The 25,216-nt window shown below is 67.7% G+C and carries 27 protein-coding genes; 21 read left to right on the top strand and 6 right to left on the bottom strand.

The features are described 5' to 3' along the window. Nucleotides 1–226: 226 nt before the first annotated feature. The 5 genes from WBP48_RS09450 to WBP48_RS09430 all read right to left on the bottom strand — a co-directional run bounded on the left by WBP48_RS09450 (nt 227) and on the right by WBP48_RS09430 (nt 4,640). On the bottom strand, nt 227–667 hold the full coding sequence (locus tag WBP48_RS09450; protein WP_424439423.1) for a zinc ABC transporter ATPase: 441 nt from the start codon (nt 665–667) through the stop codon (nt 227–229). 59 nt (nt 668–726) lie between these two features. After that, nucleotides 727–1,035, bottom strand: a complete 309-nt coding sequence (locus WBP48_RS09445; RefSeq protein WP_424439420.1) for a response regulator transcription factor — start codon at nt 1,033–1,035, stop codon at nt 727–729. 241 nt (nt 1,036–1,276) lie between these two features. After that, nucleotides 1,277–1,879: a hypothetical protein gene (locus WBP48_RS09440; RefSeq protein WP_409047724.1), complete on the bottom strand. Its 603-nt coding sequence runs from the start codon at nt 1,877–1,879 to the stop codon at nt 1,277–1,279. Further along, the gene (locus WBP48_RS09435; RefSeq protein WP_424439417.1) at nt 1,876–4,332 is read right to left on the bottom strand and encodes a glycoside hydrolase domain-containing protein; all 2,457 of its coding nucleotides are present in this window, start codon (nt 4,330–4,332) and stop codon (nt 1,876–1,878) included. Before WBP48_RS09435 ends, WBP48_RS09440 begins: the two co-directional genes overlap by 4 nt. A gap of 2 nt (nt 4,333–4,334) precedes the next feature. Then, complete coding sequence (locus WBP48_RS09430; protein ID WP_409047722.1) at nt 4,335–4,640, bottom strand: hypothetical protein; 306 nt, start codon at nt 4,638–4,640, stop codon at nt 4,335–4,337. Nucleotides 4,641–4,727: 87 nt separating this feature from the next. On the opposite strand from WBP48_RS09430, the gene WBP48_RS09425 reads away from it, so the two are divergent. The 20 genes from WBP48_RS09425 (at nt 4,728) to WBP48_RS09330 (ending at nt 22,324) form a co-directional block, all read left to right on the top strand. Further along, a complete protein-coding gene (locus WBP48_RS09425) occupies nt 4,728–5,711 on the top strand; it encodes a bile acid:sodium symporter (protein WP_204947467.1) in 984 nt (327 codons plus the stop codon). 7 nt (nt 5,712–5,718) lie between these two features. Continuing rightward, entirely contained in the window at nt 5,719–6,054 is a 336-nt protein-coding gene (gene cmtR, locus WBP48_RS09420) for a Cd(II)/Pb(II)-sensing metalloregulatory transcriptional regulator CmtR (protein WP_067165134.1), read from the top strand. Next, the gene (locus tag WBP48_RS09415; protein WP_048809235.1) at nt 6,051–6,395 is read left to right on the top strand and encodes a hypothetical protein; all 345 of its coding nucleotides are present in this window, start codon (nt 6,051–6,053) and stop codon (nt 6,393–6,395) included. The genes cmtR and WBP48_RS09415 overlap by 4 nt, the downstream gene beginning before the upstream one ends. Beyond that, on the top strand, nt 6,392–8,497 hold the full coding sequence (locus tag WBP48_RS09410; RefSeq protein ID WP_048809234.1) for a heavy metal translocating P-type ATPase: 2,106 nt from the start codon (nt 6,392–6,394) through the stop codon (nt 8,495–8,497). Before WBP48_RS09415 ends, WBP48_RS09410 begins: the two co-directional genes overlap by 4 nt. A 215-nt stretch (nt 8,498–8,712) precedes the next feature. Continuing rightward, nucleotides 8,713–9,165, top strand: coding sequence for a hypothetical protein (locus WBP48_RS09405; protein WP_294979014.1), 453 nt, complete (start codon nt 8,713–8,715; stop codon nt 9,163–9,165). A 91-nt stretch (nt 9,166–9,256) separates the two neighbouring features. Then, nucleotides 9,257–9,925, top strand: a complete 669-nt coding sequence (locus WBP48_RS09400; RefSeq protein WP_045246904.1) for a DsbA family protein — start codon at nt 9,257–9,259, stop codon at nt 9,923–9,925. An 11-nt stretch (nt 9,926–9,936) separates the two neighbouring features. Further along, entirely contained in the window at nt 9,937–10,944 is a 1,008-nt protein-coding gene (locus WBP48_RS09395; RefSeq protein WP_231902747.1) for an NAD(P)-binding domain-containing protein, read from the top strand. Between the two features lie 13 nt (nt 10,945–10,957). Continuing rightward, nucleotides 10,958–11,674: a copper resistance CopC family protein gene (locus tag WBP48_RS09390; protein ID WP_048809232.1), complete on the top strand. Its 717-nt coding sequence runs from the start codon at nt 10,958–10,960 to the stop codon at nt 11,672–11,674. Beyond that, nucleotides 11,671–11,946 (top strand): zf-TFIIB domain-containing protein, encoded by a 276-nt coding sequence (locus WBP48_RS09385; RefSeq protein ID WP_045246902.1) that lies wholly within the window; start codon nt 11,671–11,673, stop codon nt 11,944–11,946. Before WBP48_RS09390 ends, WBP48_RS09385 begins: the two co-directional genes overlap by 4 nt. 77 nt (nt 11,947–12,023) lie before the next feature. Continuing rightward, on the top strand, nt 12,024–12,557 hold the full coding sequence (locus WBP48_RS09380) for a signal peptidase II (RefSeq protein WP_045246901.1): 534 nt from the start codon (nt 12,024–12,026) through the stop codon (nt 12,555–12,557). Further along, nucleotides 12,554–12,889, top strand: coding sequence for a DUF6804 family protein (locus WBP48_RS09375; RefSeq protein WP_045246900.1), 336 nt, complete (start codon nt 12,554–12,556; stop codon nt 12,887–12,889). The genes WBP48_RS09380 and WBP48_RS09375 overlap by 4 nt, the downstream gene beginning before the upstream one ends. Continuing rightward, on the top strand, nt 12,886–13,485 hold the full coding sequence (locus WBP48_RS09370; RefSeq protein ID WP_045246899.1) for a TlpA family protein disulfide reductase: 600 nt from the start codon (nt 12,886–12,888) through the stop codon (nt 13,483–13,485). Before WBP48_RS09375 ends, WBP48_RS09370 begins: the two co-directional genes overlap by 4 nt. Then, on the top strand, nt 13,482–14,249 hold the full coding sequence (locus WBP48_RS09365; protein WP_045246898.1) for a cytochrome c biogenesis CcdA family protein: 768 nt from the start codon (nt 13,482–13,484) through the stop codon (nt 14,247–14,249). Before WBP48_RS09370 ends, WBP48_RS09365 begins: the two co-directional genes overlap by 4 nt. After that, entirely contained in the window at nt 14,230–15,918 is a 1,689-nt protein-coding gene (gene resB / locus WBP48_RS09360) for a cytochrome c biogenesis protein ResB (protein ID WP_045246897.1), read from the top strand. The genes WBP48_RS09365 and resB overlap by 20 nt, the downstream gene beginning before the upstream one ends. Beyond that, nucleotides 15,915–16,856 (top strand): cytochrome c oxidase assembly protein, encoded by a 942-nt coding sequence (locus WBP48_RS09355; RefSeq protein WP_045246896.1) that lies wholly within the window; start codon nt 15,915–15,917, stop codon nt 16,854–16,856. The genes resB and WBP48_RS09355 overlap by 4 nt, the downstream gene beginning before the upstream one ends. Nucleotides 16,857–16,859: 3 nt before the next feature. Further along, nucleotides 16,860–18,479, top strand: coding sequence for an apolipoprotein N-acyltransferase (gene lnt / locus WBP48_RS09350; protein ID WP_101305216.1), 1,620 nt, complete (start codon nt 16,860–16,862; stop codon nt 18,477–18,479). After that, on the top strand, nt 18,476–18,715 hold the full coding sequence (locus tag WBP48_RS09345; protein ID WP_424439402.1) for a hypothetical protein: 240 nt from the start codon (nt 18,476–18,478) through the stop codon (nt 18,713–18,715). Before lnt ends, WBP48_RS09345 begins: the two co-directional genes overlap by 4 nt. Before the next feature lie 77 nt (nt 18,716–18,792). Then, nucleotides 18,793–19,809 carry a c-type cytochrome biogenesis protein CcsB gene (gene ccsB / locus WBP48_RS09340; protein WP_045246027.1) on the top strand — a complete coding sequence of 339 codons (1,017 nt, stop codon included), beginning with the start codon at nt 18,793–18,795 and terminating at the stop codon, nt 19,807–19,809. Between the two features lie 129 nt (nt 19,810–19,938). Next, nucleotides 19,939–21,918, top strand: a complete 1,980-nt coding sequence (locus tag WBP48_RS09335) for a cytochrome c oxidase assembly protein (RefSeq protein ID WP_424439399.1) — start codon at nt 19,939–19,941, stop codon at nt 21,916–21,918. Nucleotides 21,919–21,928: 10 nt separating this feature from the next. Beyond that, nucleotides 21,929–22,324, top strand: a complete 396-nt coding sequence (locus WBP48_RS09330; protein WP_045246023.1) for a DUF4307 domain-containing protein — start codon at nt 21,929–21,931, stop codon at nt 22,322–22,324. A gap of 39 nt (nt 22,325–22,363) precedes the next feature. On the opposite strand, the gene WBP48_RS09325 is transcribed toward WBP48_RS09330, so the two are convergent. Further along, the gene (locus WBP48_RS09325; RefSeq protein ID WP_048809453.1) at nt 22,364–24,400 is read right to left on the bottom strand and encodes a heavy metal translocating P-type ATPase; all 2,037 of its coding nucleotides are present in this window, start codon (nt 24,398–24,400) and stop codon (nt 22,364–22,366) included. 78 nt (nt 24,401–24,478) lie between these two features. Between WBP48_RS09325 and WBP48_RS09320 the strand changes: the two genes are divergently transcribed. After that, nucleotides 24,479–24,811: an ArsR/SmtB family transcription factor gene (locus tag WBP48_RS09320; protein WP_045246029.1), complete on the top strand. Its 333-nt coding sequence runs from the start codon at nt 24,479–24,481 to the stop codon at nt 24,809–24,811. The last annotated feature ends 405 nt before the right edge of the window (nt 24,812–25,216 follow it).

The raw sequence follows: 25,216 nt of genomic DNA, 5'->3' as shown, positions 1-25,216 counted from the left end.
CGTTCCACCGTCGCACCAGCTCCGCGTTCATCTCTTCCACGGTCGCGAACGGGCGGTCGGCGAGTTCGCTGATCCGTGCGTGGCTGAAGTGCTGGTCCGAGGTGACGAAGTCCACCTGGTCGAAGTCGAACCACGGATACTCGTTCACTGCGGCCCTCCTTCGGTGAGCGCGGCGCTCGCGAAATCTAGGTATATCTATCGTTTCGCTAGACGGGTGTAGATGTTCCTAGAGATCATCGAGGTCGACCCCGAAGCGTGCCGCGACATCTTCGAGCGGTCCAGCGCTCATGCCGTCGCGCTCACGCACAACGCGTGCGACCTCGCGGTCGTCGATTGCTTCGACCAGCTCCACGAGTACTCGGTCGATGTCGCCGCCGTTCGCGGCGGCGACTCGCGCCACTTCCCTTGCCGCGTCAGCGAGCGTGTAGAGACGCTCCCACGGGTGGTCTCCGTGACGGGCGATCGCGACGGTCTCACGAGTGTAGGAGCGGTCGTCCCCGGCGACGAGCCAGTGCTCCTCGCCCTCAGCGGTGATGAAGAAATCGACCACACACTCCCCACACGGCATCTTGTAGACACCCGGTTCGGTGGGCGCCGCCTCGGTCGCACGCGTGATCATCTCGCGGATGACGCCTTCCCAATCGAACGCCGGTTCATCGTCGCCCATGCTGACCTCCCGAAGCAGAACAGAGAAATGTCTCATTTCGAGACCGCGGCGTCTAGGGATCAGCCCCGCCGCGTTCGCGCACTAGTTCGCTTGACCACCGATGGTGAGACCGAGCTGGTGAGCAAGATCACAGCCTGTACGCGGTCTCGGACGTCGAGTTTGGCGAAAACACGGTTGATGTGCGTTTTCACCGTTGCGGGTGAGAGATGCAATGCCTGGCTGATCTCGCCGTTGGAGAGGCCGAGCGCGATCGCGTTGAAAACGTCGCGTTCTCGGGGGGACAGAACCGAGAGGCCCTGTCCGCCCGAGGCGGGCTGGTCGCGGCCGGTGTAGGCGTCAATGAGCTGCCGCGTGATGCGGGGCGTCACGATGGTCTCGCCTCGAGCGACGACGCGTACGGCATCCACGAGTTCGTCGTGAGTTGCAGTCTCGACGAGGAAGGCACTGGCCCCCGCGCGGAGAACTCCGAAGGCGTACTCGTCCAAGATCGGGGGTCTTGGTCAACGCTGTGTCAGAGACCGACGGTCATTCTGCGAACCACGCGAACATGCAATCCGAGGATGACCAGGAAACATGGGCTGTCGGCGGCGGAGCGGCCGACAGCGTCGGTCATCCCGGTGCTGCCGAGAAGAGCAACGTTGTGACCAAGGCCCCTACGCAGGACAAAGGGACAGTGCTGAGTGCCGCGTACACGTACCAGGCGAATCGTCGTGGTGCGCTGTCGTTTGCCGTCGCGGCTATCCGAGGGCCTCGACCGAGAAACACTGACGTCGCGATGAACCCGACGATCAGCAGGAGCAGCCACCATGTCCAGCTCGGCAGTGCTGCCTCCACGAGGAGGTCCTTCTCGTAACTGGATTCCGTGAGGGGGCCACGAGTGGCGCTGGTCAGCAGGAGCGCTTGGATGAACGCGTACGCACCGACGACGGGCGCGAGCAGCGCCCCGAGAACCGCGGCCACGACCCATGCCACTCGAAGTGAGCTGCGCGCTCGCCAGTACAGCGCCAGGTAGAGCACGAGCGCGCTAAGTCCCGTGAGGAGAAGCGCAGCCCCAGCCCATGGCACCGGGTTCTGACCGATACTGAGCTGCCCAACGGAGGCGGCAAGTCCCACACCGCTCGTCGATACGAACGCGAAGAAGCTCACCGCCCCGACGAAGCCCCATAACAACAGGACACCGAGCATGGCGACGACCGATGCGAGCCGTCTCATGGCGCGGGCGCCGCGCCGGCGCCTGAGGTTGCCATGGTGGAAACCAGAGTAGCCCAGACATCGGAGATCGCATTGAGTTCAGTCGCCGTAGGCGGGATCCCTGGCCCCTGGTACCCGCTGCGGACGTCCATCGTGATGCCGTCGAATGTGAATCTCACAGCAGTGTCGACGAAGATGTTCCCTGAGGTGAACACATCGGTTGCGGCGGCCTTGGCGTTCGCGATGCTGCTGCCGAAGCGCTGCGAGTAGAACGCGCTGTAGCGCCACAGCGGGTCGGCGGCGATGTTGGTGCGAATCTCGCGAACGACGTCGTCGAGTGGACGATTGGGGGTGTCGCTCGCGAGGGAGCCGATCAGGTAGCCGTCGATGTCCCCAACGAGGTCGTCGAAGCTGAAGCTCTTCTGTGTGGACTCGTTTGAGTCCCGGACTCCGAGGTATTTCGCGAACCAGGTCTTGGTGGCACTGTACGTCGCGGGGTGGGGAATGGTGGCATCCTCCGCGAAATTGATCCAGAGCGTCACAAGGTCGAGTACCCAACCTCCGAGATCAGCCACTTCAGCGGTCGACCGCTGACCAGTTGTCGGACGACCGTATTTCAGGTACCCGCGGGCGGTGACCGCCAGGTGTGGAGTCGTGGCGGGCGTGCCGCCGGGTACCGCGAACGATCCGACGAAGTCGGTCTCTGCAGCGGTGCTCTCCTGGGCTGTCGCCCAGCTCGGGAAGCTGTTGAAGAAGTCGGTCGCGAAGCCCACGGGCGGTGGTAGGTAGGCAACGAACTTTGCGGTGAGGTACTCAGCGTTCTTGCCTTGGATATAATAGAGCACCGCGTGAGATTGATCGGTCAGTCCGATGTTGTACCCCGTGATCTCCGCTAGAACCGTGAGATGCGTCACCATCCAATAGAAACGATCGAATGCTCCCGCCACGAGCGGCGTTGCGAGCACGTCGAACTTTCCTACGGGGCTAGCGCGCGATGACTGGACGTTCTTGTCGATCTCCATGCTCGTGCCGTCTGGTGTGAATCCGCTGGTGCCTGCGAGTGCGTAGTTCTGGATCTGGTCGTACGACCATGCCGGCGGCAGTGGGTATCCGAGGTTGCCGCTCCAACCCCAGGACATCGACGCGATGAAGGCTTCTTCCGCCAGCCCTCCGTTGATCAGCCGCGCACACACATTGCGCGTTCCATAGACGCCGATCTTGTATCCCACGCGTGTTCTCGCGAGGCGCTCCTTCACTCCCTGAAAGTATGGAATGACGGCAGCGCTGATCGCGTCATCTGTCGCATCGAAATCAACGGAGAAGAACACGGTCGTGCCAGCAGCGAAGCCCAGCTGACGGAGTCTTCGCGCCGCCTGCTGAGCGTGCCCTTCGCCGATTTCTTTGTTGAAGTATCCGATCGATGTGCCGGCCTCCTGCATGATCGGAAAAGTCTCGAGCCCCGCGTCGAAGATTGTCTTCAGCTCGCCGGGGAGGTAACGCTTGCTGGTAACCGTAAGGTAACGTCCGACGGTTCGGTAGCCCGCCGAATACAGAGCGTTGCAGAGTCCTGCATTCAGCTGAGTGGACATGTCACTGGAGATGCCTGGCCGGGTTTCGTCACCGGTGCTGATGAGCAGCGACGCCCATGTTCGGTAGTCGCCGGAGCCATGTACAGGGAGCTCAGCATACTGCTGGAAGTCCCGAGTCGCGCTGGTGGTTGCTGCGTCGAAGCTGCCTGAGAACGGGCTGGCATATCCGTTGAACCGAAGTGCGCCCTGGAAGAGCCTCACCCAGTTCTTGTCGTAGTCGGTGCTGCCCTGGCTCACGTTGGCGTTGGCCTGCAGGCCAGTCTTGGTGCCGGGACCGAAGTTTCCGTTCGCGACGCTATCCGACATGTTCAGCCCGTACTGGATGGCGTACATCATGCCTTGTTGCGTGTTTCGTGAGAACAGACCATCGCACGGCAGGATATTGAAGGCGGAACGATTGCTGAACTTCCCGTTTAGCCACTGCTGGACCGCGCGCTTTTCGTTCGTTCCGCCAGAGAGCAGTGTATAGGCATCCATTGACATCAGGCTCTTCAGGACCTTCGGGGAGATCGAGGTCGCGGGCGTCAACCCCATGTTTGTGGTCAGGGTCTGGACCGATGATTGCACGACGCCGTCGTAGGTCCCCCATGCGTATCCACCGACGTACCCCTTGCACCAGAGTGCACCCTGGGCCAGGTGTATAACATTTGGTTTGCTCGTCGAAGCCGAGACAGCGCCGACCTGTGACGTGAAGGCACTTGTCGTTCCAGCGCCGAAATTGTCTGCGAGAGTGTTGATGCCCAACTCAATCTGGAGACCCCGAATGAGACCGAAAATGGTCTCCCATCCAGTGAACCCGCTTTCCGTGACGTGGTTCCACTGCGGGTGTCCACCGTATGTGGCGTTCAACCAATTCTGGGTGTGCTGAACCATGTAGTCGACCACAATTATGCCTTTCGCGACGCAGAGGAGTCGGTCAGTTCGGTCCCGGACGATGTGACAGCGGCGACCGATAGCCTCCCGGTGGCGCGTGCTTCCACAGCGGCGTCATCCGGTATGAGGGCGAACACTTGACCTACTTGCGAGATCGACGGCTTCGAGGTCGTCGTATCTGATTCTTCGGGGGTGAGTGAGATGAGAATGGTTTCACCTGCCGGGAGCATTGCATTCAGGTTGAACACGCGATCGATCATGCGATTCTGCGGGGTCTCAGGGTCGGCGCTGACCTGGTTGCCATCGATGTCGACGGTCAACGGGGGCACTGAGCGATACGTACGCGCGATAACGGCGACCCCGGCGGGGACTGCGTGGAACCGGCTACATTCGACAGGCTTGTGCTCGTGTGCACAGCTGTGGAGTGGTGGGAGCGGCATCAGGTAGTGCTCTACCTCGCAGCGATCGCCGTGGGTGCGGTGGTCGGTCTACTCGTGCCGGCGGTGGCGGATCCGCTCGAGTCGGCGATCAATCCCGTGCTCGGGTTGTTGCTGTACGCGACGTTCCTGGGGGTGCCGTTCACGGCGATCGGCCGGGCCTTCACGGATTGGCGGTTCCTGGGCGTCGTGCTCGTCCTGAACTTCGTCGTCGTGCCGGTGGTCGTGTTCGGGTTGAGTCGCGCCGTGGCGGCTGATCAGGCGGTGCTCGTTGGGGTGTTGTTCGTGCTGCTGACGCCGTGTGTGGATTACGTGATTGTGTTCACTGGCCTGGCTGGCGGTGCACGTGCGCGGCTGCTTGCTGCCACGCCCCTGCTGATGCTTCTGCAGATCGTGTTGCTGCCGGTGTACCTGTGGCTGATGGCCGGCGCCGAGGTGGTGGGTGCGTTCGACCCGCATCCGTTCGTGGAGGCATTTCTGTTGTTGATCGTGCTGCCGCTCGTTCTCGCCGCCGCCACGCAGCTGCTGGCGAAACGGTTCCGTGCCGGCCGCGCGATCGAGGGCGTGGTGCTGGCGGCAATGGTGCCGCTGATGATGCTGACTCTCGCCGTGGTGATCGGCTCGCAGGTCTTCGGCGTGAGCAGCGCTCTCGGCCAGCTGCTAATCGCGGTTCCCGTGTTCGTCGTGTTCGTCCTAATCGTGGCACCACTCGGTGCGCTCCTCGGGAGCGCGGCACGCTTGGATGTTCCCAGCCGCCGGGCGGCCACGTTCAGCGGGGTCACCCGCAACTCGCTGGTCGTGCTCCCGCTCGCTCTCGCGCTGCCGGCATCTTTCGCTCTGACGCCGTTGGTTGTAGTGACTCAGACCTTGGTGGAGCTCGTCGCAATGGTGGTCATGGTCGCCGGGGTACCGCGACTCATCCGCCCTCGCATTAGTACAGCGGAGAATGTATAGTCAGCCTGTGCTGACTCTTACTTCTCGCCTCGATGTGATGAACCGGCTGGGTCGGGCGATGGCCGACCCGACCCGTTCCCGGATCCTCCTCACACTGCTGGACGCTCCCGGCTACCCGGCTGAGCTGGCACGAGATCTCGAGCTGACCCGCACGAACGTCTCGAATCATCTGACGTGCCTGCGGGGCTGCGGGTTGATCGTCGCCACACCGGAAGGTCGGCGCACCCGGTATGAGATCGCCGACCCGCATCTGACCCAGGGGTTGCGACAGCTGCTCGAGGCGGTCGTCGCCGTCGACGAGGGCGCCCCGTGCATGGACGATCAGTGCGAGTGCTGCGCATGAGCCTCATCGACCGTGACCTGCTGCCGGTGGCCTGCACGCTGACGCCCGGCGCTGGTGCTGCACAGCTAGCCGCGTGGCAGGAATTCAACGACGACTACCTCCTCGACATCGACAGGACGGCCGCCCAGATCACCGTCCACTACCCAAAGATCGACGACGCGACCGCCCGGCTGACGGAGCTGGTCCGCACCGAGCAGTCCTGCTGCGCGTTCGCGACTTGGGCGATCGACACGACCCACCCCGACCTGCGCCTTTCCGTTACCGGCACCGATGACGCACTGGCCGCGCTCACGTTCCTAGAGCAGACGCCCGCCCCCGCAACGAAGGAGAGCGTGCAGTGAGCGAAGAGTGTTGCGGCCCCAACGAGCCGCGCAAGCCCGGTACGGTCCGGCGCATCGAACTGTCCCGGCCGCTCTCGACCGGTGACGCCTGCTGCGCCGCGGAACCCTCCTCCAAGACCGCGGCGCCAAGCGCGGTGCACGATGCGGGCGATGCCTGCTGCGGCCCCGACCTCGCCACCACCCCCACCGAGGCGGACGAGGAGCCGGAGGTCCGCCCGCCCTGGTGGCGCGACTTCGCGTTGCTTCCCTCCGCGCTGTCCGGGCTGTTCCTCCTCGCCGGATACACGTTCGAGTGGACTGGTCTGCACATCCCGGCGCTGGTGCTGCAGTGGGCGGCGCTGCTCGCCGGCGCCTACACCTTCGTCCCCGGCGCGATCCGCCGCCTCATCCGCGGTCGCCTCGGGGTCGGGCTGCTGATGACCATCGCCGCGATCGGCGCGGTCCTGCTCGGCCACGTTGGCGAGGCCGCGACCCTGGCGTTCCTGTTCTCCCTGGCCGAGGCGCTTGAAGACCGGGCGATGGACCGCGCCAAGGAAGGCTTGCGCGCCCTTCTGTCCCTCATCCCCGACACTGTCCGCGTCTCCCGCCTAACCAGCGACGTCACGATCCCCGCCGCGGACGTGCGTGAGCTGGACATCCTCGTCATCGGTGCCGGCGATCGCATCGCCACAGACGGCGTGGTCGTGGAGGGTAGGTCGAGCCTGGACACGTCGGCGATCACGGGCGAGTCGATCCCGGTCGAGGTCGGCCCCGGCGATCCGGTCGCCGCCGGTTCGGTCAACGGGGCGGCGACGTTGCGGATCGAGGCAACTGCGGACGGCCGCGACAACTCCCTCACCCAGATCGTCGCCCTCGTGGAGCAGGCCCACGCCCGCAAGGGCAACCGGGCACGCCTCGCCGACCGGATCGCGAAGCCGCTCGTTCCCGTCGTCCTGATCGCCGCTGCCGTGGTCGCCCTGTTCGGGCTGCTGGTCGGCGACCCGTGGACCTGGATCGAACGCGCCCTCGTCGTCCTGGTTGCGGCATCCCCGTGCGCGCTGGCCATCGCGGTGCCCGTGACGGTGATCAGCGCGATCGGAGCGGCGTCAAAGTTCGGCGTCGTCATCAAGTCAGGTGAAGCGTTCGAGCAGCTCGGCACGATCCGCGCCGTCGCCCTCGACAAGACCGGCACCCTCACCCGCAACGAGCCCACCGTCGTCGACGTCCAGCCCGCACCCGGTATCACCCGCGACGACCTGCTCGCCTGGGCCGCCGCCGTGGAGGCCACCAGCACCCACCCCCTCGCCGCGGCCATCATCGCGGCCGCACCCGTCGCCAGCCCCGCAACGGAGGTGGTCGAGGAGGCCGGGCATGGCATCACCGGGACCGTCGACGGCCGGGCGATCCGGGTCGGCAATGTCCGCTGGCTCCATCCCGCCGGCCAGCAGTTGAACGCGGAGGCGATTGCCGCGCAGGGCATGACCGTCGTCGTGGTCGAGGCGGACGGGCAGATCGCCGGCCTGATCGGCGTGCGGGACGAGCTGCGCCCGGAGTCGGCCGAGACGGTCCGGATGCTGCAGTCGCAGGGCATTGAGACCATCATGCTCACCGGCGACAACACCCGCACCGCCCACGCCATCGCCGCCGAGGCGGGCGTAACCGACGTTCGCGCCGAGCAGCTGCCCGCCGACAAGGCCGCCGCGATTGAGGCGCTCGTCACGCAGCAACCGACCGCGATGGTCGGCGACGGCATCAACGACGCCCCGGCACTGGCGACGGCGACGGTCGGGATCGCGATGGGTGTGAAAGGCTCCGCGGCGGCGATCGAGTCCGCCGACGTCGCCTTCATCGGCCACGACCTCCGCCTCATCCCCGGCGCCCTCGCCCACGCCCGCCGCGGCCGACGCATCATGACCGCCAACATCGGTCTGGCTCTGGCGATCATCGTCGCGCTGTTCCCGCTCGCCCTGTTCGGCATCCTCGGGCTCGCCGGCGTCGTGCTGGTGCATGAGATCGCCGAGGTCGTCGTCATCCTCAATGGCGTCCGCGCCGCCCGTCGCCCCGCTGCGCTACGGCAACTCGCCACGGTGCCCGCTCGCCAGCCCGAACCCGCCCACGCCTGACCACCGACCCCTCGCCCCGCGGTGGCAGAACACCGCCCGACTTGGAACCGGCCCTTGTGAAGACCCCCATCAAAGCCACCTTCGCCACCGTTGCCGTCGTCATCGTCCTGGTTGACCGGCTAGCCGCGCCGGACCCGGCCGGCGCTGCCGGCGCTCCCGTGCTCGGGTGAACCGGGCTCCGAATGGGTTTAGGTGCGCACGGTAGGCTGTGGGCGATGGTCTCTTCGGCCCGGACTCCGCGCTCCACGACGCTGAATGAGCAATTGTTGATAATGAGGCTCATTACCAGCGTCGGTTTGGCGCTGCTGCTGATGTTGGGTCTGGCAGCGACGGGTCACACAGAGGCGGACGGTTCGACTCCTGTTCCGCTGGTGATTTCTGGGTTCATGGACCCCCACGTCGAGCCCGTGGCAGACGCCCCAGTCGAGCATGAGGCGGTCGCCGGTGGCGTCGTTTCTGGGCCGAACGCGTTGGTGGGCGTTGCGCTGTGCATGTTGGGCGTGTTGTGCGGGCTGACGTTCATGGTGGTGCTGCGGGGGTTGTGGCGTCGGCGGATGCCTCCGGTTCTCGGTGACGGGCCACGGATGCCTTCGCTGCTTCCGGCGCCGGCTGCCCGTGCTCACCCGATTGTCTTTTCGTTGACGCAGTTGGGTCTTTCCCGAACCTGACATTTGGCACGCCACCCTTTCCGGGTGGCGCTTCGTCCCGGGCTGCGTGCCCGGGTTCTGTCCTGTGCCGTGTCTTGGTTTGGAGTACCCGATGAAAACCCCTGTGAAGGCGACGCTCGTCACCATTGCCGTTGTGGTGGTGATGGTGATCGCCGCGTTGATCTATGTCCTTGTCAATCAGAGCCAGTCCGCTCCACCTTCATCTGGGGGCGGTGACGCATCCCCGCAGGTGGTGCGGGAGAGCTCGCATGTCCTCGACGACGGCGGGGAGGGCGCTGTCACCCTGGTGGAGTTCCTCGACTTCGAGTGCGAGGCGTGTGGCGCGTTCTTCCCGATCGTGGAGGATATGCGGGAGCAGTTCGCTGGGGAGATCACGTATGTGGTCCGCTACTTCCCGCTGCCCGGTCACTTCAATTCGAAGAACGCGGCGGTCGCGGCGGAAGCGGCCGCGCAGCAGGACCGGTTCGAGGACATGTATGTCCGGTTGTTCGAGACGCAGGCGGAGTGGGGTGAGGCGCAGGAGTCTCGCGCCGACCTGTTCCGTGGCTTCGCGGAGGAGATCGGTCTGGACATGGCCGCCTATGACGCCGCCGTGGCGGACCCGGCTACGGCGGAGCGGGTGGAGCTGGATTTCGAGGAGGGCCAGGCGCTCGGGGTGAGCAGCACGCCGACGTTCTTCCTCGACGGTGAGCTGCTCGAGCTGCAGGAGTGGGACGACCTCGAGAACGCCATCCAGGCTGCGGTGAACGGTGGCCGGTGATGCGGGCGGGTTTGACGCATCGGCGGGCGATCATCGTCGGCGCCGGGCAGTCTGGGCTCGCGGTTGCCGCGGCTCTGGCCGCGGAAGGGCTGCGGCCGCAGCACGAGTTTGTGGTGATCGACGCCGCCAGCACGGGGCAGCGTTCCTGGTCCTCACGGTGGCATTCGATGGAGCTTCTCAGCGACGCCCGGCATAGCGCGCTGTCTCCGCGGCGGCTGCTGGGTGACCAGCGCCGGCATCCGCGAGTGGACGAGATGGCGGACTACCTCACCTTCGTGGAAGCCGGGCTGGGCGTGGAGACGGTCTGGGGCATCCAGGCGACCGGGGTGGAGCATCGCGGGAACGGCTCGACTCTGCTGCTGTCGACGACGGCAGGGGAGGTGCAGACCCGCAACGTGATCTGCGCGACGGGCGCGGCCGCGCACCCGCGGATTCCGGAGTGGGCGTCTCTGCTGACGATGCCCGGGGTGGTGCTGCACAGCAGCGAGTACCTGTACCCGAAGCAGATCCCCGTCGGCGACGTGCTCATCGTGGGCGGCGGGAACAGCGGTGTGCAGCTGGCCCGCGAACTGTCCGCGTCGCACACCGTGACGCTGTCCGTGCGAACCCGGCGGCAGCATCGCCCCGCGATGAGCTATCCCGCCGCGGCGGGGGAGAGGGTGCCGCTGTTCTCGCGGGAGCGTCGCCCCGAGCCGATCTTCGGCGACAGCTATGAGCAGCTGCGCCGCGTCGGGGTCACGATCGCAGCTGCGGTGCAGGACGCGGCCGGCGCCGGGGTGACCTTCGCCGATGGCACGCAGGCATCCCCCCGCTCGGTGATCCTCGCCACCGGCTACACCCCTGGCGACGACTGGCTCCCGGAACCGGCCCGCGTCGACCGGCCGCGGCGCACCCTGACCGGCCTGCCCGGGCTGTTCGTGGCGGGGATGCCGCAGTACGGCGGCCGCGGCTCCGACACCCTCGCCGGGGTCTGGAAAGACGCGACGACGATCGCCCAGCACATCATCAACCGGCCCTGAAAGGACCACCGCCTTGACCACCGTCACCGACCACGAACACCCGCACCGATCCGGCTCACGGAGACGCATCCTCCTCCTGTCCACTCTGACGACGCTGCTGCTGGCCGCCGGGCTCCTGTTCGCCACCGCGGCGCCCGCAGCCGCGCACGATGAGATCGTCTCCTCCTCCCCGGAAGCCGGATCCACGGTCAGCGTGGTCCCGGAGGAGATTTCGCTGACGTTCAGCGGCGAGATCCTCACCGATTTCAGCGCCGTGATCATTGAGGTGGTCGCCCCGGACGGGCAGAACATCGCATCGGGGGATCCGGTCATCGACGGGACCACGGTCACCCAGGCGGTGACGCCTGGTCAGGCGGGCGTGTACACGGTGCGGTGGCGGGTCGTGTCCAGCGACGGGCACCCGATCAGCAACGAGTACCAGTACACCGTCGAAGCGGTCACCGTCCCCACCAGCGCCCCTACCCCCGAAGCGACCGAGGAGCAGACACCCGACCCGTCTCCCACATCTGCCGCCAATACGTCCGGAGAGGTTCACAACGGGCCATCCGGAGGTGGGGAACTCCTCCCCGTCCTTGCGGTCCTGAGTGGCGTAATCGTGCTGGGCGGCGCGCTGGTGGTCGTGCTCATGGTGGCCAGAGAGCGTCGTCGCCGCGACCGAGCAGCCGCGGCCGCGGCCGCCGCGGATGGTGGAACCGCCGACGACCAGCAACAGAAGGAGAACCCCTCATGAAATGTCCGGTCGACGGGACCGCCCTGCTGATCACGGAACGCTCCGGGGTCGAGATCGACTACTGCCCGCAGTGCCGGGGCGTCTGGCTGGACCGTGGCGAGCTCGACAAGATCATCGACCGCGCCGCCGACCTTGCCGGCGGCGGCCGGCAAACCAGCACCGCCCCCTATCCGCGCGAGGGCGACCACCGTTCTGACCGCGACAGGGATCATCACGGTCGCTCCGGGCGTCGGCGGAAGGAAGGGTTCCTCGGTGACCTCTTCGACTTCTGACACCAAAAACCTCTTCCTGATAGCCGGTCTGATGACCGGGTTATCAGCGGCCCTCGCGAACGCAGGAGGAGCCGCTGATGGTTCGTGAGCAGACCCGGCGGTTCGCGGTCGCGTGCCTGGCCGCCGCTGTGGTGGTCCTGGTCGACCAGGCGACGAAGGCGGCCGCACTGGGAGGGTTGAGTCAGGAGGAGCGGATCCCGCTGCTGGGGGATCTGCTTGGGCTGCAGCTCGCGTTCAACCCCGGCGCGATCCTCTCCCTCGGAGCCGGGGTCACCGGGCTGCTCACTCTCCTCGGGGTCGGTGCCGTGGTGCTGCTGGTCGTCGCCGCCGCGCGGGCGCGGACCGGATGGTGGGCGATGGGGATCGGCCTGATCCTCGGGGGCGCGATCGGGAACCTGATCGACCGGCTGTTCTCCCCCCCTGGGTTCGGGGTCGGGCACGTCACCGACTTCCTCGCCTACGGGAACCTGTTCATCGGCAACCTCGCCGACGTCGCCCTCGGTGCCGGCGTCATCGTCCTCGGCCTGAGCCTGTGGACCCGACACCGCCGCTCCCGCGTCAGCGCGGACAGCGCGGCGCCTGCGACGGGCTCCGTGGTGAGCGGGTCATGATGGCGAAGCAGCGGACCTCGTCCGTATACCAGCGCAACGCGTTCGCGCCGGGGCTGCTCGCGGCGGCGGTGTTGTTCCTCGCGCCGGTACTGATGGGCGGGGACTGGTTCACCGTTGTGCTGTTCGTCGCCGCGATCTTCGCGGTCATCGTGGGGTGGTTCGCGATCCAGGCGCGGCAGTGGTGGTGGTTGCCTGTGTTCGTCGTGATCGCCGTGATTTGGAACCCGGTGTTCCCGTTCCCGTTCACCGGCCCGGTGTGGACTGCGGCGCAGCCGGTCGCCGCGGTCGTGTTCCTGGTCGCCGGCGCCCTGATCAAGGTCAAGCGCGCATGATCCGCCGCCGCGTCCTTGCCGCCATGACGCTGGTCGCGGCGCTGCTGCTGGCCGGGTGCACGTCCAGCGACTCGCTCGCGCAGCAGTACCGGGACGGAAGCGAGAAGGGCTACATCGCCGGTGACTTCCAGATCGTCGAGATCCCGGATGCCGACCGCGGGGAGCCGGTGGTGTTCGAGGGCGTCACCGAGACCGGGGAGACGGTGTCCAGTGACGACTACCGCGGCGGGGTGCTGGTGGTGAACTTCTGGTACGCCGCGTGCGGGCCGTGCATCGTCGAAGCCCCGATGCTCGAGGAGGTCTGGCAGGAGTATCAGGACCAGGGCGTCGCGTTCCTCGGGGTGAACACCTACGACCAGCCAGCCACCGCACTGTCGTTCGCCCGTGACAACAACGTCACCTACCCGAGCGTGATCGACGTGAACGACGGACGGGTCAAGCTCGCGTTCGCGCAGGTCACTCCGATCCAGGCCACCCCCACCACCTTGGTCATCGACCAGGAGGGGCGGGTCGCGGCGCGGATCATCGGGCAGTTGGCCAGCGCGTCGATCCTGTCCACCCTGGTCGCCGACACCCTCGCCGAGGACACCTCATGAATCCGGGAGCGGTGATCGTCGACGGCGCCCTGTGGGTCGCGATCCCGGTCGCGATCCTCGCCGGGCTGGTGTCGTTCGTGTCCCCGTGCGTGCTGCCGCTGGTGCCTGGCTACCTCGGCTACCTCGGCAGCACCACCACGACGACCGCGGCCCCCACGCTGGACGGGGGGCGCACGGTGACGGCGGAGCGCGCGCGGCTGCTGCTGGGCGTGACATTGTTCATCGCCGGGTTCACCGTGGTGTTCGTCGCCGTCACGATCCTCGGCGGCACCTTCGGGTACCTGCTGCTGCAATACGCCAATGTGCTCACTCGCGTCTTCGGGGTCGTCATCATCGCCCTCGGCCTGGTGTTCCTCGGCTTCTTCGGCATTGCCCAGCGCACCCTCCGCCCTCGCGCCCAGGGTAGGACCGGGCTGATCGGGGCGCCGCTTCTCGGGTTCGCGCTCGGCGTCGGCTGGACCCCCTGTATCGGCCCGACGCTCGCAGCGATCATCTCTATGTCGTGGAACCTCGGTGACCCCGCCCGCGCGGGCCTGCTCGGGCTCGCGTACTCGCTGGGCCTGGGCATCCCGTTCCTGATCCTCGCGGCCGGATGGGGGTGGGCGTCCCGATCGGTGACGTTCCTGCGCCGCCACATCCGCGCCCTGAACATCATCGGCGGGGCCATGCTCATCGCCCTCGGCCTGCTGATGGTGACCGGGCTGTGGACGGCACTGATGTCGCAGCTGCAACAGGTGGTGATCAATGTCCCCCTCCCGCTCTGACACCGGCATCGACGTCACCGCCGACCCGCTACGCCCCGGCGACCACGCCGACAGCGAATCCGCGACGGAGATCACCCAGCCGGCGCTGGGCATCACCGGGTGGTTGCGGTGGGCATGGCGGCAGCTGACCAGCATGCGCACCGCATTGGTCCTGCTGCTGTTCCTCGCGATCGCCGCCGTCCCCGGGTCCCTGTTCCCGCAGCGCAGCGCCGACCCCAACGGTGTCATCCAGTGGGAGCGGGACAACCCTGACGTGTTCCCCCTCGCCGATGCGGTCGGCCTGTTCGACGTGTACCTGTCGCCGTGGTTCTCCGCGATCTATCTGCTGCTGTTCACCTCCCTGATCGGCTGCGTGATCCCGCGCGCCAAGCACCACTACAAGGCGCTCCGCTCCCGCCCCCCTCGCACCCCGGCCCGGCTGTCGCGGCTCTCGGAGTACCGGGAACTGACCTTGCCGAGAGAGGAAGGGAGGACCGACCCGGCCGCGCACGCGATCGACGTCGCGGCAGAGCAGCTGCGCAAGGCCGGATACCGGGTGGAGCGATACGACGCCCGCGGAGCCGCGTCGGTGTCGGCCGAGCGCGGCTACCTGCGCGAGACCGGCAACCTGATCTTCCACGTCGCCCTCGTCGGCGTGCTGGTCTCGGTCGCGATCGGCGGGTCGTTCGCGTATACCGGGCAGCGGGTGGTGGTGGAGGGCACCACGTTCGTGAACGCGCTCAGCGACTACTCCTCGTTCAACCCCGGCCGTTTCGTCGACGGCACGGGCCTTGCCCCCTACTCGCTCACCCTCGACGACTTCCAGGTCTCCTACCGGCTGCCCGGCACCCCCGGCGCAGGCCAGGCCGGAGACTTCTCCGCCGACATCACCATCCGCCAACCCGGGCAGGACGATCGGGCGCAGAGCGTGATCGTGAACTACCCGATCACCGTCGACGGCGATCGCATCTACCTGCTCGGCAACGGCTACGCCCCCACCCTCACGATCCGCGACGCCGCCGGCGAGGTGGTGTACAGCGAGTCGCAGCCGTTCCTGCCGCAGGACTCCAACATGACCTCGCTGGGCATCATCAAGATCCCGGACGGGCTGCCCGAACAGGTCGGGCTGGTCGGGTTCTTCTACCCCACCCAGGGGGTGTTGCCCTCCGGCGCGTTCACCTCCGTCTACCCGGACGTGGTCAATCCGGTGCTGACTCTCAACGTGTTCAGCGGGGATCTCGGCATCGACGACGGCACTCCGAGGTCGGTGTACACGCTCGAGGTCGACGGGCTCACCCAGCACACCGGCGGCGACACCGCCGCCGACTCCCTTGAGCTCACCCCCGGCGCCACCGTCGACCTGCCGAACGGGTGGGGCACGATCACCTGGGAGGAGGTCACGGCGGAGGAGCCGGTGAAGCGGTTCGCGTCGCTGCAGATCCAACGCGACCCCAGCAGCGGCTGGGTGCTCGCGTTCTCCGTGCTCGCCACCCTCGGCCTGTTCGCCGGCCTGTTCGTGCCCCGCCGCCGGCTCTGGGTGAAAGCCCGCACCACCCCGGATGGTGTGCACGTCGAGTACGCGGGACTGGCCCGCGGCGAAGACCCCGCTTTGGCGCGCGCCGTCGACGAGTTCGCGACCCGCCACGCGCACGCCCTCGGCGTAGACCAGCCTGCGAAGGACACACCGTGACGACCGTGTGGATCCCGGACGCCCCGCCGACCCTCGGCGGGTTCCTCACCCCGGCCCCGCTTCCGGCTCCGGTGCTACCGCTCCTCGCGGGACTCCTCGCGGTCGCCTACCTGGCCGGTGCGATCCGGATGTGGGTCCGCGGCCGCGGCTGGCCGGTGTGGCGGACGGTCAGCTTCCTGCTCGGCTGCGTCGCCCTCGCCGCGGTCACCGGCCTGGCGGTGGAGAACTTCGGGTACGCCCTGTTCTCGGTGTTCATGTTCCAGCAGCTCACCCTGATGATGGCGATCCCGCCGCTGCTGGTCCTCGGCTCTCCCGGCACCCTGCTGCTGCGCGCCACCCCGCACCACGGCCCAGGTCTCCTGGTGCTCCGCGCCGCGCACGCCGGGCTACGCAGTCGCACCGCACGGTGGCTGCTCAGCCCGTGGCTGGCGGTGCCGCTATACCTGGCCGCGTTTTACGGTCTGTACCTGGCGAACTTCGCCGATCCGATCCTGTCCACCGTCACCGGCCATACCCTCCTCGAGGTCGGGTTCCTGGTCGCCGGGATGCTGTTCACCATCCCGATCCTGTCGTCGGACCCGCTGCCGGTGCGGATGAGCCACGGCGGCCGCGCCCTGGACGTGTTCGCCGAGGCCGCCCTGCACGCCTTCTTCGGCGTCTTCCTGATGATGGCCACCACTACCCTCATCGACGGGTTCGCCGGCCCGACGAGCGCGCTGGGCATCGACCCGATCGAAGACCAGCGCCTCGCCGGCGGGCTGGCCTGGTCCTACGGCGAGGCCCCCACCTTGCTGATGCTCATCTACGTCATGCACCGCTGGTTCCGCGACGACACCGCCCAAGCGGTCGCCGCCGACCGTCGCGCCGACGCACACGGCGACCCTGAGCTCGACGCGTACAACGACTACCTCACCCGACTCCACCAGAAAGACACCTGACCGATGCGCACGCCTTTGCCGACACCCGCCCCGGCCGCCGCGCCGGAGCAGGAGACGCCGCGCCGCACCGTGGCGGCATGGTCGCTGCCGGTGTGGGCGGCGGTGCTGGCATCCGCGGCCGCCGGCCTGCTGCTGGATCTCGCCTCCGCACCGGTGGGGTGGTGGCCGTTGACGTTCGTGAGTGTCACGGTCGCCCTGGTGGCCCTGATCGGCCGCAGCATCGGCGGGGCGCTGCTGGTCGGCACTGTGTTCGGCGCCGTATTCTACACGACCCATCTGGTGTGGGTGGGGGAGTTCCTCGGCCCGGTGCCGTGGCTTGCCCTCGCCGGGCTGGAAGCGGTCCTGTTCGGCGCGGGCGCGGTGCCGATCGCGCTCGCCTACCGGTGGACCGCCCGCTATCCGGCCCGCGGCCTCGTGCAGCTGCTCGCGGTACCGCCGCTGATCGGGGTTCTGTGGACGGCCCGTGAGGTGGTGATGGGTGCGTGGCCGTACTCCGGGTTCCCGTGGGCGCGCCTCGGGATGACCCAGGTGGGCGGCCCGCTCGCGGAGGCCGTGTCGTGGACGAGCGTGACCGGCCTGTCCCTGCTGATCGTCATTCTGTGCGCCTCTGTGGTGCAGTGGATCCGCGCCGGCGGCATCCGCTTCATGCTCGGGTTGCACCCTGCTGTGAGCGTCGCCGCTCTCCTGGTGATAGCGCCGCAGTTCCCCACCGCGCCGGCCGGGGAGTTCCGCGTGGGATGGGTGCAGGGCAACGGCCCCACCGGGTACTTCGACGACAAGGTGCCCGGCGACGTCCTGGCCGCGCAGACCGCCGCCACGGTGCCGCTGTACGGGCAGCCGATGGATCTGCTGGCCTGGCCGGAGGGCGGCGTCGACGCCGACCCGCTCAGTGATCCCGCCGCCGCCGAGGCGTTGGACCGGGTCGTGCGCTCGGCCGGGGCGCCGTTGCTGATGAACGCCGCCACCACCCGCGGCGACGATGTCTTCAACACGTCCCTGCTGTGGACCGCGGATCCCACGGGCCGGCAGTGGCACGACAAGGTCAACCCGGTCCCGTTCGGCGAGTACGTGCCGGACCGGTGGTTCTACGAGCTGATCGTCCCCGACCTGGTGGGCTTGATCCAACGCGAATACACCCCCGGCAGCAACCCGCCGCTCGTGCAGGTCGGCGACGTCGGGGTGGGGTTGGCGATCTGCTTCGACGTGATCTACGACGCCGTGATCTGGGACGGTGCCCGCGCCGGCGCAGAGGTGTTCGTGTTCCAGACCAACAACGCCGACTTCCGCGGCACCGACGAGAACCTGCAGCAGCTCGCGTTCGCCCGGATGCGCGCCATCGAAACCGGCCGCGCGGTCGTCAACGTCTCCACGGTGGGCACCAGCCAGGTCATCACCCCGGACGGCACCACCGTCGACAGCATCGGCGTCGACACCGTTGACGCGTCGATCACCACCGTCCCGCTGCGCACCGGACTCACCCCGGCGGTGATCCTCGGTCCCTGGCTCACCGCTCTCATCGTCCTCGCTGCCGCCGGCGCTCTCACCGCGGCGGGGTTCTCCCACCGTGCCCGCACGCGTGCGGCCGCCGCAGATCGTTCGACTGATCCGGGGAGGCACCCATGAACACGCCACGGATGAGGCCTGCCGGAGGTCGACTGGCCTGGTCGCTGCGAACGCTGGCGACGGGCAGCGATCTCACCCTTCCTGGTGACCTGACGGCGGAGGAGTGTGGGTGCGCGCCCACGCCCGCGGAGAGCCGCGCATTCCGGGCCGGGGTGAGCCGGCGCACTCTGCTGACGGCGGGAACATTGAGCGCGGCCGTGGACTCGCTGGCCTGGCTGGAAGCGAACGCGGGCTGACCGATGTGCACGGATCTACCGCGCCACCCCGCTCGCGGGCACCCCCTGACCGCAACGACGAAGAGGACGACCCTGCCATGACCGGAACCGACGCGCTCTCCCTCGACGGCATCTCACTGCTGCTGGTGTGGACGGCGATCGCCACCTACCTGCTCGCGTTCATCGCGTACACCATCGACCTGGCCGGGCGCTCCGTCCCCGCCAGCGTCCCGCAGCGGGAGCCGGTCCTGGCCGGCGCTACCGCACGGGCGGGCCAGCAGACGGACAACGCCCAGAGTGGGTCGGTGGACAGTGTTCGCACGCCGCCCGCGCAGCGTCAACGGCTGCTGTGGGCGCGGATCGGGACGTCGCTGACGGTCCTCGCGTTCCTGTTCCACCTGGCCGGCACCATCCTGCGCGGCATCGCCGCGGAGCGGGTGCCGTGGGCGAACATGTACGAGTTCGCGCTGACCGGCACGGTCTTGATCGTGGCCGTCTACCTGCTGGTGCTGCGCCGCTACGACCTCCGCTTCCTCGGTGCGTTCCTGATCGGCATGGTGGTGCTGCTGCTGGGTGGCGCGACGGTCTCGTTCTACGTCGAGGTCGTTCCGCTGATGGATCCGCTCAAGAGCGTGTGGCTGGTCATCCACGTCTTCGTCGCGTCCCTGGCCACCGCCCTGTTCGCGATCGCCTGCGGCATCTCCATCACCCAGCTCCTGCAGGCCCGCCGGGAGCGCCGCACCCGAGCATCCTCGGACACTGCCCGCGCCGACGGTCTTGGGTTTCTGCGCACTCTGCCCGCCGCCGACGTGCTCGAGTCCCTCGCGTACCGGTTCGCGATCGTGGGGTTCGTGTTCTGGACGTTCACCCTGATCGCCGGCGCGATCTGGGCCAACGACTCCTGGGGTCGCTACTGGGGCTTCGATGTCAAGGAGGTGTGGACGTTCGTGATCTGGGTGCTCTACGCCGGCTACATCCACGCCCGCGCGACCCGCGGCTGGCGCGGCACCCGCTCCGCCTGGCTGTCCATCATCGGGTTCGTCGCGGTGCTGTTCAACTTCACGATCGTGAACATGTTCTTCCAGGGCCTCCACTCCTACTCCGGGCTCACATGACCCCGCACCCCTGCCCCGCCCTCTTGCCCGAGCCGAAAGCACGCACATGACCCCGATACTCTCGATTCCCGCCACCACGGGTGCGGATGCCACTGAACGCGGACAGCGGTCACTCCGACCGCGACAGGAATGACTCCTCGCGTCTTGCGGGTCGCAGGGCCTGCGATCCTCGGCGGGGTCACACTCATCGCCTTGGTCGGGGCGTTGTGGTTCGGTGGGGGTGCTGCGCAGATCCCACTCGGCGACGCCGGCCCTGTTGTGCGCTGGGGGCTTCCGGTCACGAAACTGGTCGTGAATCTCGCCGCCGCGGGCATGGTCGGTGTGCTCGTGACCGCCTTGTTCACGCTGCGGGCCGGTGAGCGCGAGTTCGACGTCGCCCTCGATACCGCGTCGATCTCTGCAGCCCTGTTCACCGTGGCCGCGGGCGCGACCGGGTTCCTCACGCTTCTCAGCGTGTTCAACCCGGCCATCGACGCAGGCCCCCAGTTCGGTGCCCAGCTCGGCCGGTTCCTCGTCGAGCTCGAGGTCGGCAGGACATGGCTGATCACGACGGTCGCCGGCGCCGCCCTCACCGTCCTGACATTCGCCGTGCGGTCCTGGGTCGGGACGCTTCTGGTCGCCCTGGTGGCGGTGGCCTCGCTCGTGCCGATGGGCACGCAGGGGCACTCCGGCGATGACGCCTTCCACCACGAGGCGATGATGGCGCTCATCCTGCACATCATCGGCGCCGCGGTGTGGCTCGGCGGGCTCCTGCTGCTCATCGCCGTCCGTCCAGCCCTCGACCGTCGCCGCATCCCCGATCTCGTCGCCCGCTACTCGAGCATCGCTCTGGCCGCGTTCGTGCTCGTCGCCGTGTCCGGCACGGTGCGCGCCGCCATCGGCCTGCAGGAGTGGTCCGATCTGCTCTCGCCCTATGGCGCGATCTTGGGCATCAAGGTCGTCGCGCTCGTCGGCCTCGGCCTCTTCGGGGCGTGGTACCGCACCCGCCTGATCGGCAGGATGCGCAGCTCCGACGCGGCATCCCGCCCTTTCTGGATGCTCATCGCGTTCGAGCTGGCACTGATGGGTGTGGCCAGCGGCGCCGCCGCAGCGCTGGCCCGCACTCCGCCACCGAACCCGGCCCCGCTTCCCGAGATCCCCTCGCCGGCAGAACGCCTCACCGGTGCCCCGCTGCCCCCGGAGCTCACGATCGAACGGTGGGTCACCGCGTGGAACGTGGACATGTTGTGGGCGGTGCTCGCCGGGTTCGCGATCTTCTTCTATCTCGCCGGGGTGTGGCGGCTGCGCCGGCGCGGCGACGCGTGGCCTGTGTATCGCACGATCATGTGGGTCGCCGGCATGGTGCTGCTGGTCTGGGTCACCGGCGGCGTCGTCAACGTCTACCAGGACTACCTGTTCAGCATGCACATGGTGGGGCACATGCTGCTCACGATGGCGATCCCGGTGCTGCTGGTCGCCGGCGCCCCGGTGACCCTCGCCGCCCGGGCGATCCGCAAACGCGACGACGGCACCCGCGGCGGGCGGGAGTGGATCCTGTGGGCGGTGCATTCGCCCGTCGCCCGCATCCTGACGAACCCGTTCGTCGCGGCCGCCCTGTTCATCGGCTCACTGTGGGTGTTCTATTACACCGACCTGTTCCGCTGGTCGCTGTACGACCACCTCGGCCACCAGTGGATGATCGCGCACTTCCTCATCACCGGCTACCTGTTCGCGCTCTCCCTGATCGGCATCGACCCGGTGCCGTGGCGGCTTCCCTACGCCGGCAGGCTGCTGCTGCTCATCGGTGTGATGGCGATGCACGCGTTCTTCGGCATCGCCATCATGATGCAGTCGGGGCTGATGGTCGCCGACTGGTTCGGGTCGATGGGTCGCACCTGGGGTGTCACACCGCTCGAGGATCAGTACACCGGCGGCGGTATCGCGTGGTCGATCGGTGAGATCCCCACCCTGATCCTCGCGATCACGGTCGCGATTCAGTGGAGTCGCAGCGACGACCGCGAGACCAAGCGGCGAGACCGGCACGCCGACCGCACCGGCGAAGCCGAGCTCGAGGCCTACAACGCACGCCTCACCGAGCTCGCCGACCGCGATGCTCGCAGCCGCAGATAGGGCGCACTACGTGACGACGAAAGAGGAGCTCGCCGACCGCTACGGTCGGGGACCGCGGCCCATCCGCCGCCGCGTGTTCTGGGTCACCGTCGCGACGGCGGCAATCCTGTCTGTCGCCGGGCTTTCGTGGCTGACTGTCTCGAACTCGCTCGACGACGTCGGATTCGACGAGACCGGATACGAGCTGGTCGATGCGCGCACCGTGACCGTATCCTTCCAAGCCACGCCACCCGCTGGGACGTCGTTCGCATGCGCGGTGCAGGCATTGGATGAGGACTTCGGCATCGTCGGTTGGCGGGTCATCGAGTACCCCGCGTCCGAGGAGATCACACGAGCACTCGTGGAGACCATCCCGACCGTCGCGCAGGCAACGACCGGCACCGTGCAATCCTGCTGGGCCACATAGCCGCGCAAGGGAGGCCGTCGCCTGCGCCGGCTGAGTCTCTCAAGCGGTGGGCCTGTCTTCGTGGTCGATGCCGTGGTGCTCTTTGCCGCGCTCGAAGTTGAGCAGGCGGAGTGCGTTGCCGACGACGATCAGGGTGGAGCCTTCGTGGATGAGTACGACCGCGCCGATGTTCAGGCCGAGGAAGGTGGCGAGGATGAGGAACGCGACGATCGCGAGGCTGGCGATGAGGTTCTGCCGGATGATGCGGCTGGTGGCGCGGCTGAGCCGCACGGCGAACGGGACGCGGCCGAGGTCGTCGCTCATCAGCGCGATGTCGCAGGTTTCCAACGCGACGGTGGAGCCGGCGGCGCCCATCGCGATGCCGACGTCGGCGCGGGCCATCGCGGGGGCGTCGTTGACGCCGTCGCCGACCATCGCGATCGGTCGGTGGGTTTCGGCGAGGCGGGTGATCTGAGCGACTTTGTCCTCGGGGAGCAGTTCGCCGATCGCGGTGTCGACGCCGACTTCCCGGCCGACCGCGTCGGCGACGCGCTGGTTGTCGCCGGAGATCATCACGAGCTGCCCCACGTTCGCGCCCCGGAGCGCGCTGAGCACCTGGGCGGACTCCGCGCGGGACGCATCCATCACGCCGACGATGCCGAGGAACCGGTCGCCACGGCGGATGATCATCAGCGTCTGCCCGGAGTCCCGCGCCTGCGTGTACGCGTCGGCGAGCGTGCCGGTCAGCGCGAGTTGCTGCTCGTCGAACATGCGCAGGTTGCCGACGTCGACCCGCTCGCCGTCGATCGTCGCCGTGACGCCACGCCCGACGACCGCGTTCAGGTCTGTCGCGGTGAGGCGCTCGGCCTGGGGGACGCGGGGCTCGAGGTCGCGGACGATCGCCTCGGCCAGCGGGTGATCGCTGAGCGCTTCGACAGCGACCAGAGTGCGGATCAGCTCGGACTCGGGCACGTCGGCGGCGGGGGTGACGGACGTCACCCGGGGGGCACCCCAGGTCAGGGTGCCGGTCTTGTCGAACGCCATCGCCTTGACCCGCCCGAGCGTCTCGAGCGGGGCGCCGCCCTTGACGAGCACCCCGGCACGCGCAGCACGGGCGACCCCTGCCAGCACCGCGGCCGGGGTTGCGATCGCGAGCGCGCAGGGGCTGGCGGCGACGAGCACGGTCATGGCGAGGTAGAACGCGTCGGGGAACGGTTGCGCGAACGCGAGCCAGGAGATCAGGAGGGTGACGGCGACCCCGAGGATCACGGCGGGCACGTACCAACGCTGGAACCGGTCGATGAACTGCTGTGTGGGGGAGGCGGCCTGGTCGGCGGAGCGGACGAGCTCGACGACCTTGCTGAGCGTCGAGTCCGCGGAGGTCGCGGTGACCTCGACCTCGAGCACGCCGGACCCGTTCACGGTGCCGGCGAACACACGGTTGGCGGCGGGCAGGGTGTCGACGGTGCGCATCGCCCGCTCCGGGTCGGCCACCGGCTCCTTCTCCACCGGAATCGACTCCCCGGTGACCGCGGACTGATCCACCGCGGACACCCCGGAGATCACGAACCCGTCTGAGGGAATGCGGGAGTTCGGGCGGATGACGACGATGTCCCCGACGACGATCTCCTCCACCGGCACCTCCACCGGCTCGTCCCCGCCGCGGCGCACCAGGGCGCTGCGGGGAGCGAGCTCGGCCAGGGACTCGATGGACTTGCTGGCACGGCTGAGGGCGTATTCCTCGAGCGCGTGGCCGAGGCTGAACAGGAACAGCAGCACCGCCCCTTCCGCCCACCGGCCGATGAGGGCGGCGCCGATCGCGGCCACCAGCATGAGGAAGTCGACCTCGAACTTCCCTCGCATCGTCGAGGCGATCGCGGTGCGGAACGTGAAGAACCCACCGAAGAAGTAGGTGGCGAGGAAGAACACCAACGGCCACCCGACCATCGGCAGCCCCAACGCGAACTCGGCGATCATCCCGCCGGCGTAGGTCACGCCCGCGGCGATCGCGAACCACAGCTCCCACCGGGCCGAACCGTGGGAATGGTCGTGCGTCTCCGCAGCGGGCGCGGTAGTCGTCGGGGAAGAAGCAGTCATGCGACCAGGATACATCACAAGATCATGATATATTGTAGTTGTGAATGATTATCGTGGTCGGAGGGCACAATGGTGAGCATGGCCGGTACTGAGACGCGTCGGGAAGCAGGCACCCTGTCCGTAGCGGATGCTGAGCGTCTCGCCGAGATCATGCAGGCACTGGCGTCACCTGTGCGGCTGCGCATTCTGAGCGCGCTGAGTGTTCAGCCGAGCACCGTGACCGACCTCAGCGAACAGCTGCACATCGGACAGACGACCACATCGAACCATTTGCGGCTGCTGCGGCATCTGAGCCTGGTCCTTGGCACGCGCGACGGCCGGCACATCCACTACTCGCTCTTCGACGACCACGTCTCCGAACTGCTCGAGGAGGCCATCGGGCACCTCGAGCATCTGCCCGGCGGAGGATGACGCCTGCCGGAGCTCCCCGATTGACGAGAGTATTCCCGTTCACGTCGGGGGGCGCTGCTGCGGCCGGGGAGAGCGCGTCGCTGCCGGTTCGGACACGCTGCATGGTGTGTAGCCGATCGCCGCGACGGCCATGAGCTCTTGTAAGAATCCGCCACTACTCGCGGAATCCTGAACCCGAAACCCCAGCCAACTACCGTGGAATCGCGGCATTCCTCGCCATCTCGAGCGGGAACCTACAGGATCCCGATGATCCTTGCGTAAACCGCGATATCGGCCGGTGTAGGTTCCACGCCGAAATGACATATTCCACGGGTAGTTGGCAGGCACTTGGCATCTCTGCCAAGTGCCGTGGACACGCGCTTGTGGCTGAGGCGTGTGGTTCTGGGGAGGGAGTCGGTTCCAGTC

Source organism: Microbacterium sp. (genome assembly GCF_049661145.1).
GTDB lineage: Bacteria > Actinomycetota > Actinomycetes > Actinomycetales > Microbacteriaceae > Microbacterium.
This window is presented reverse-complemented; position numbering and strand designations above follow the sequence as displayed.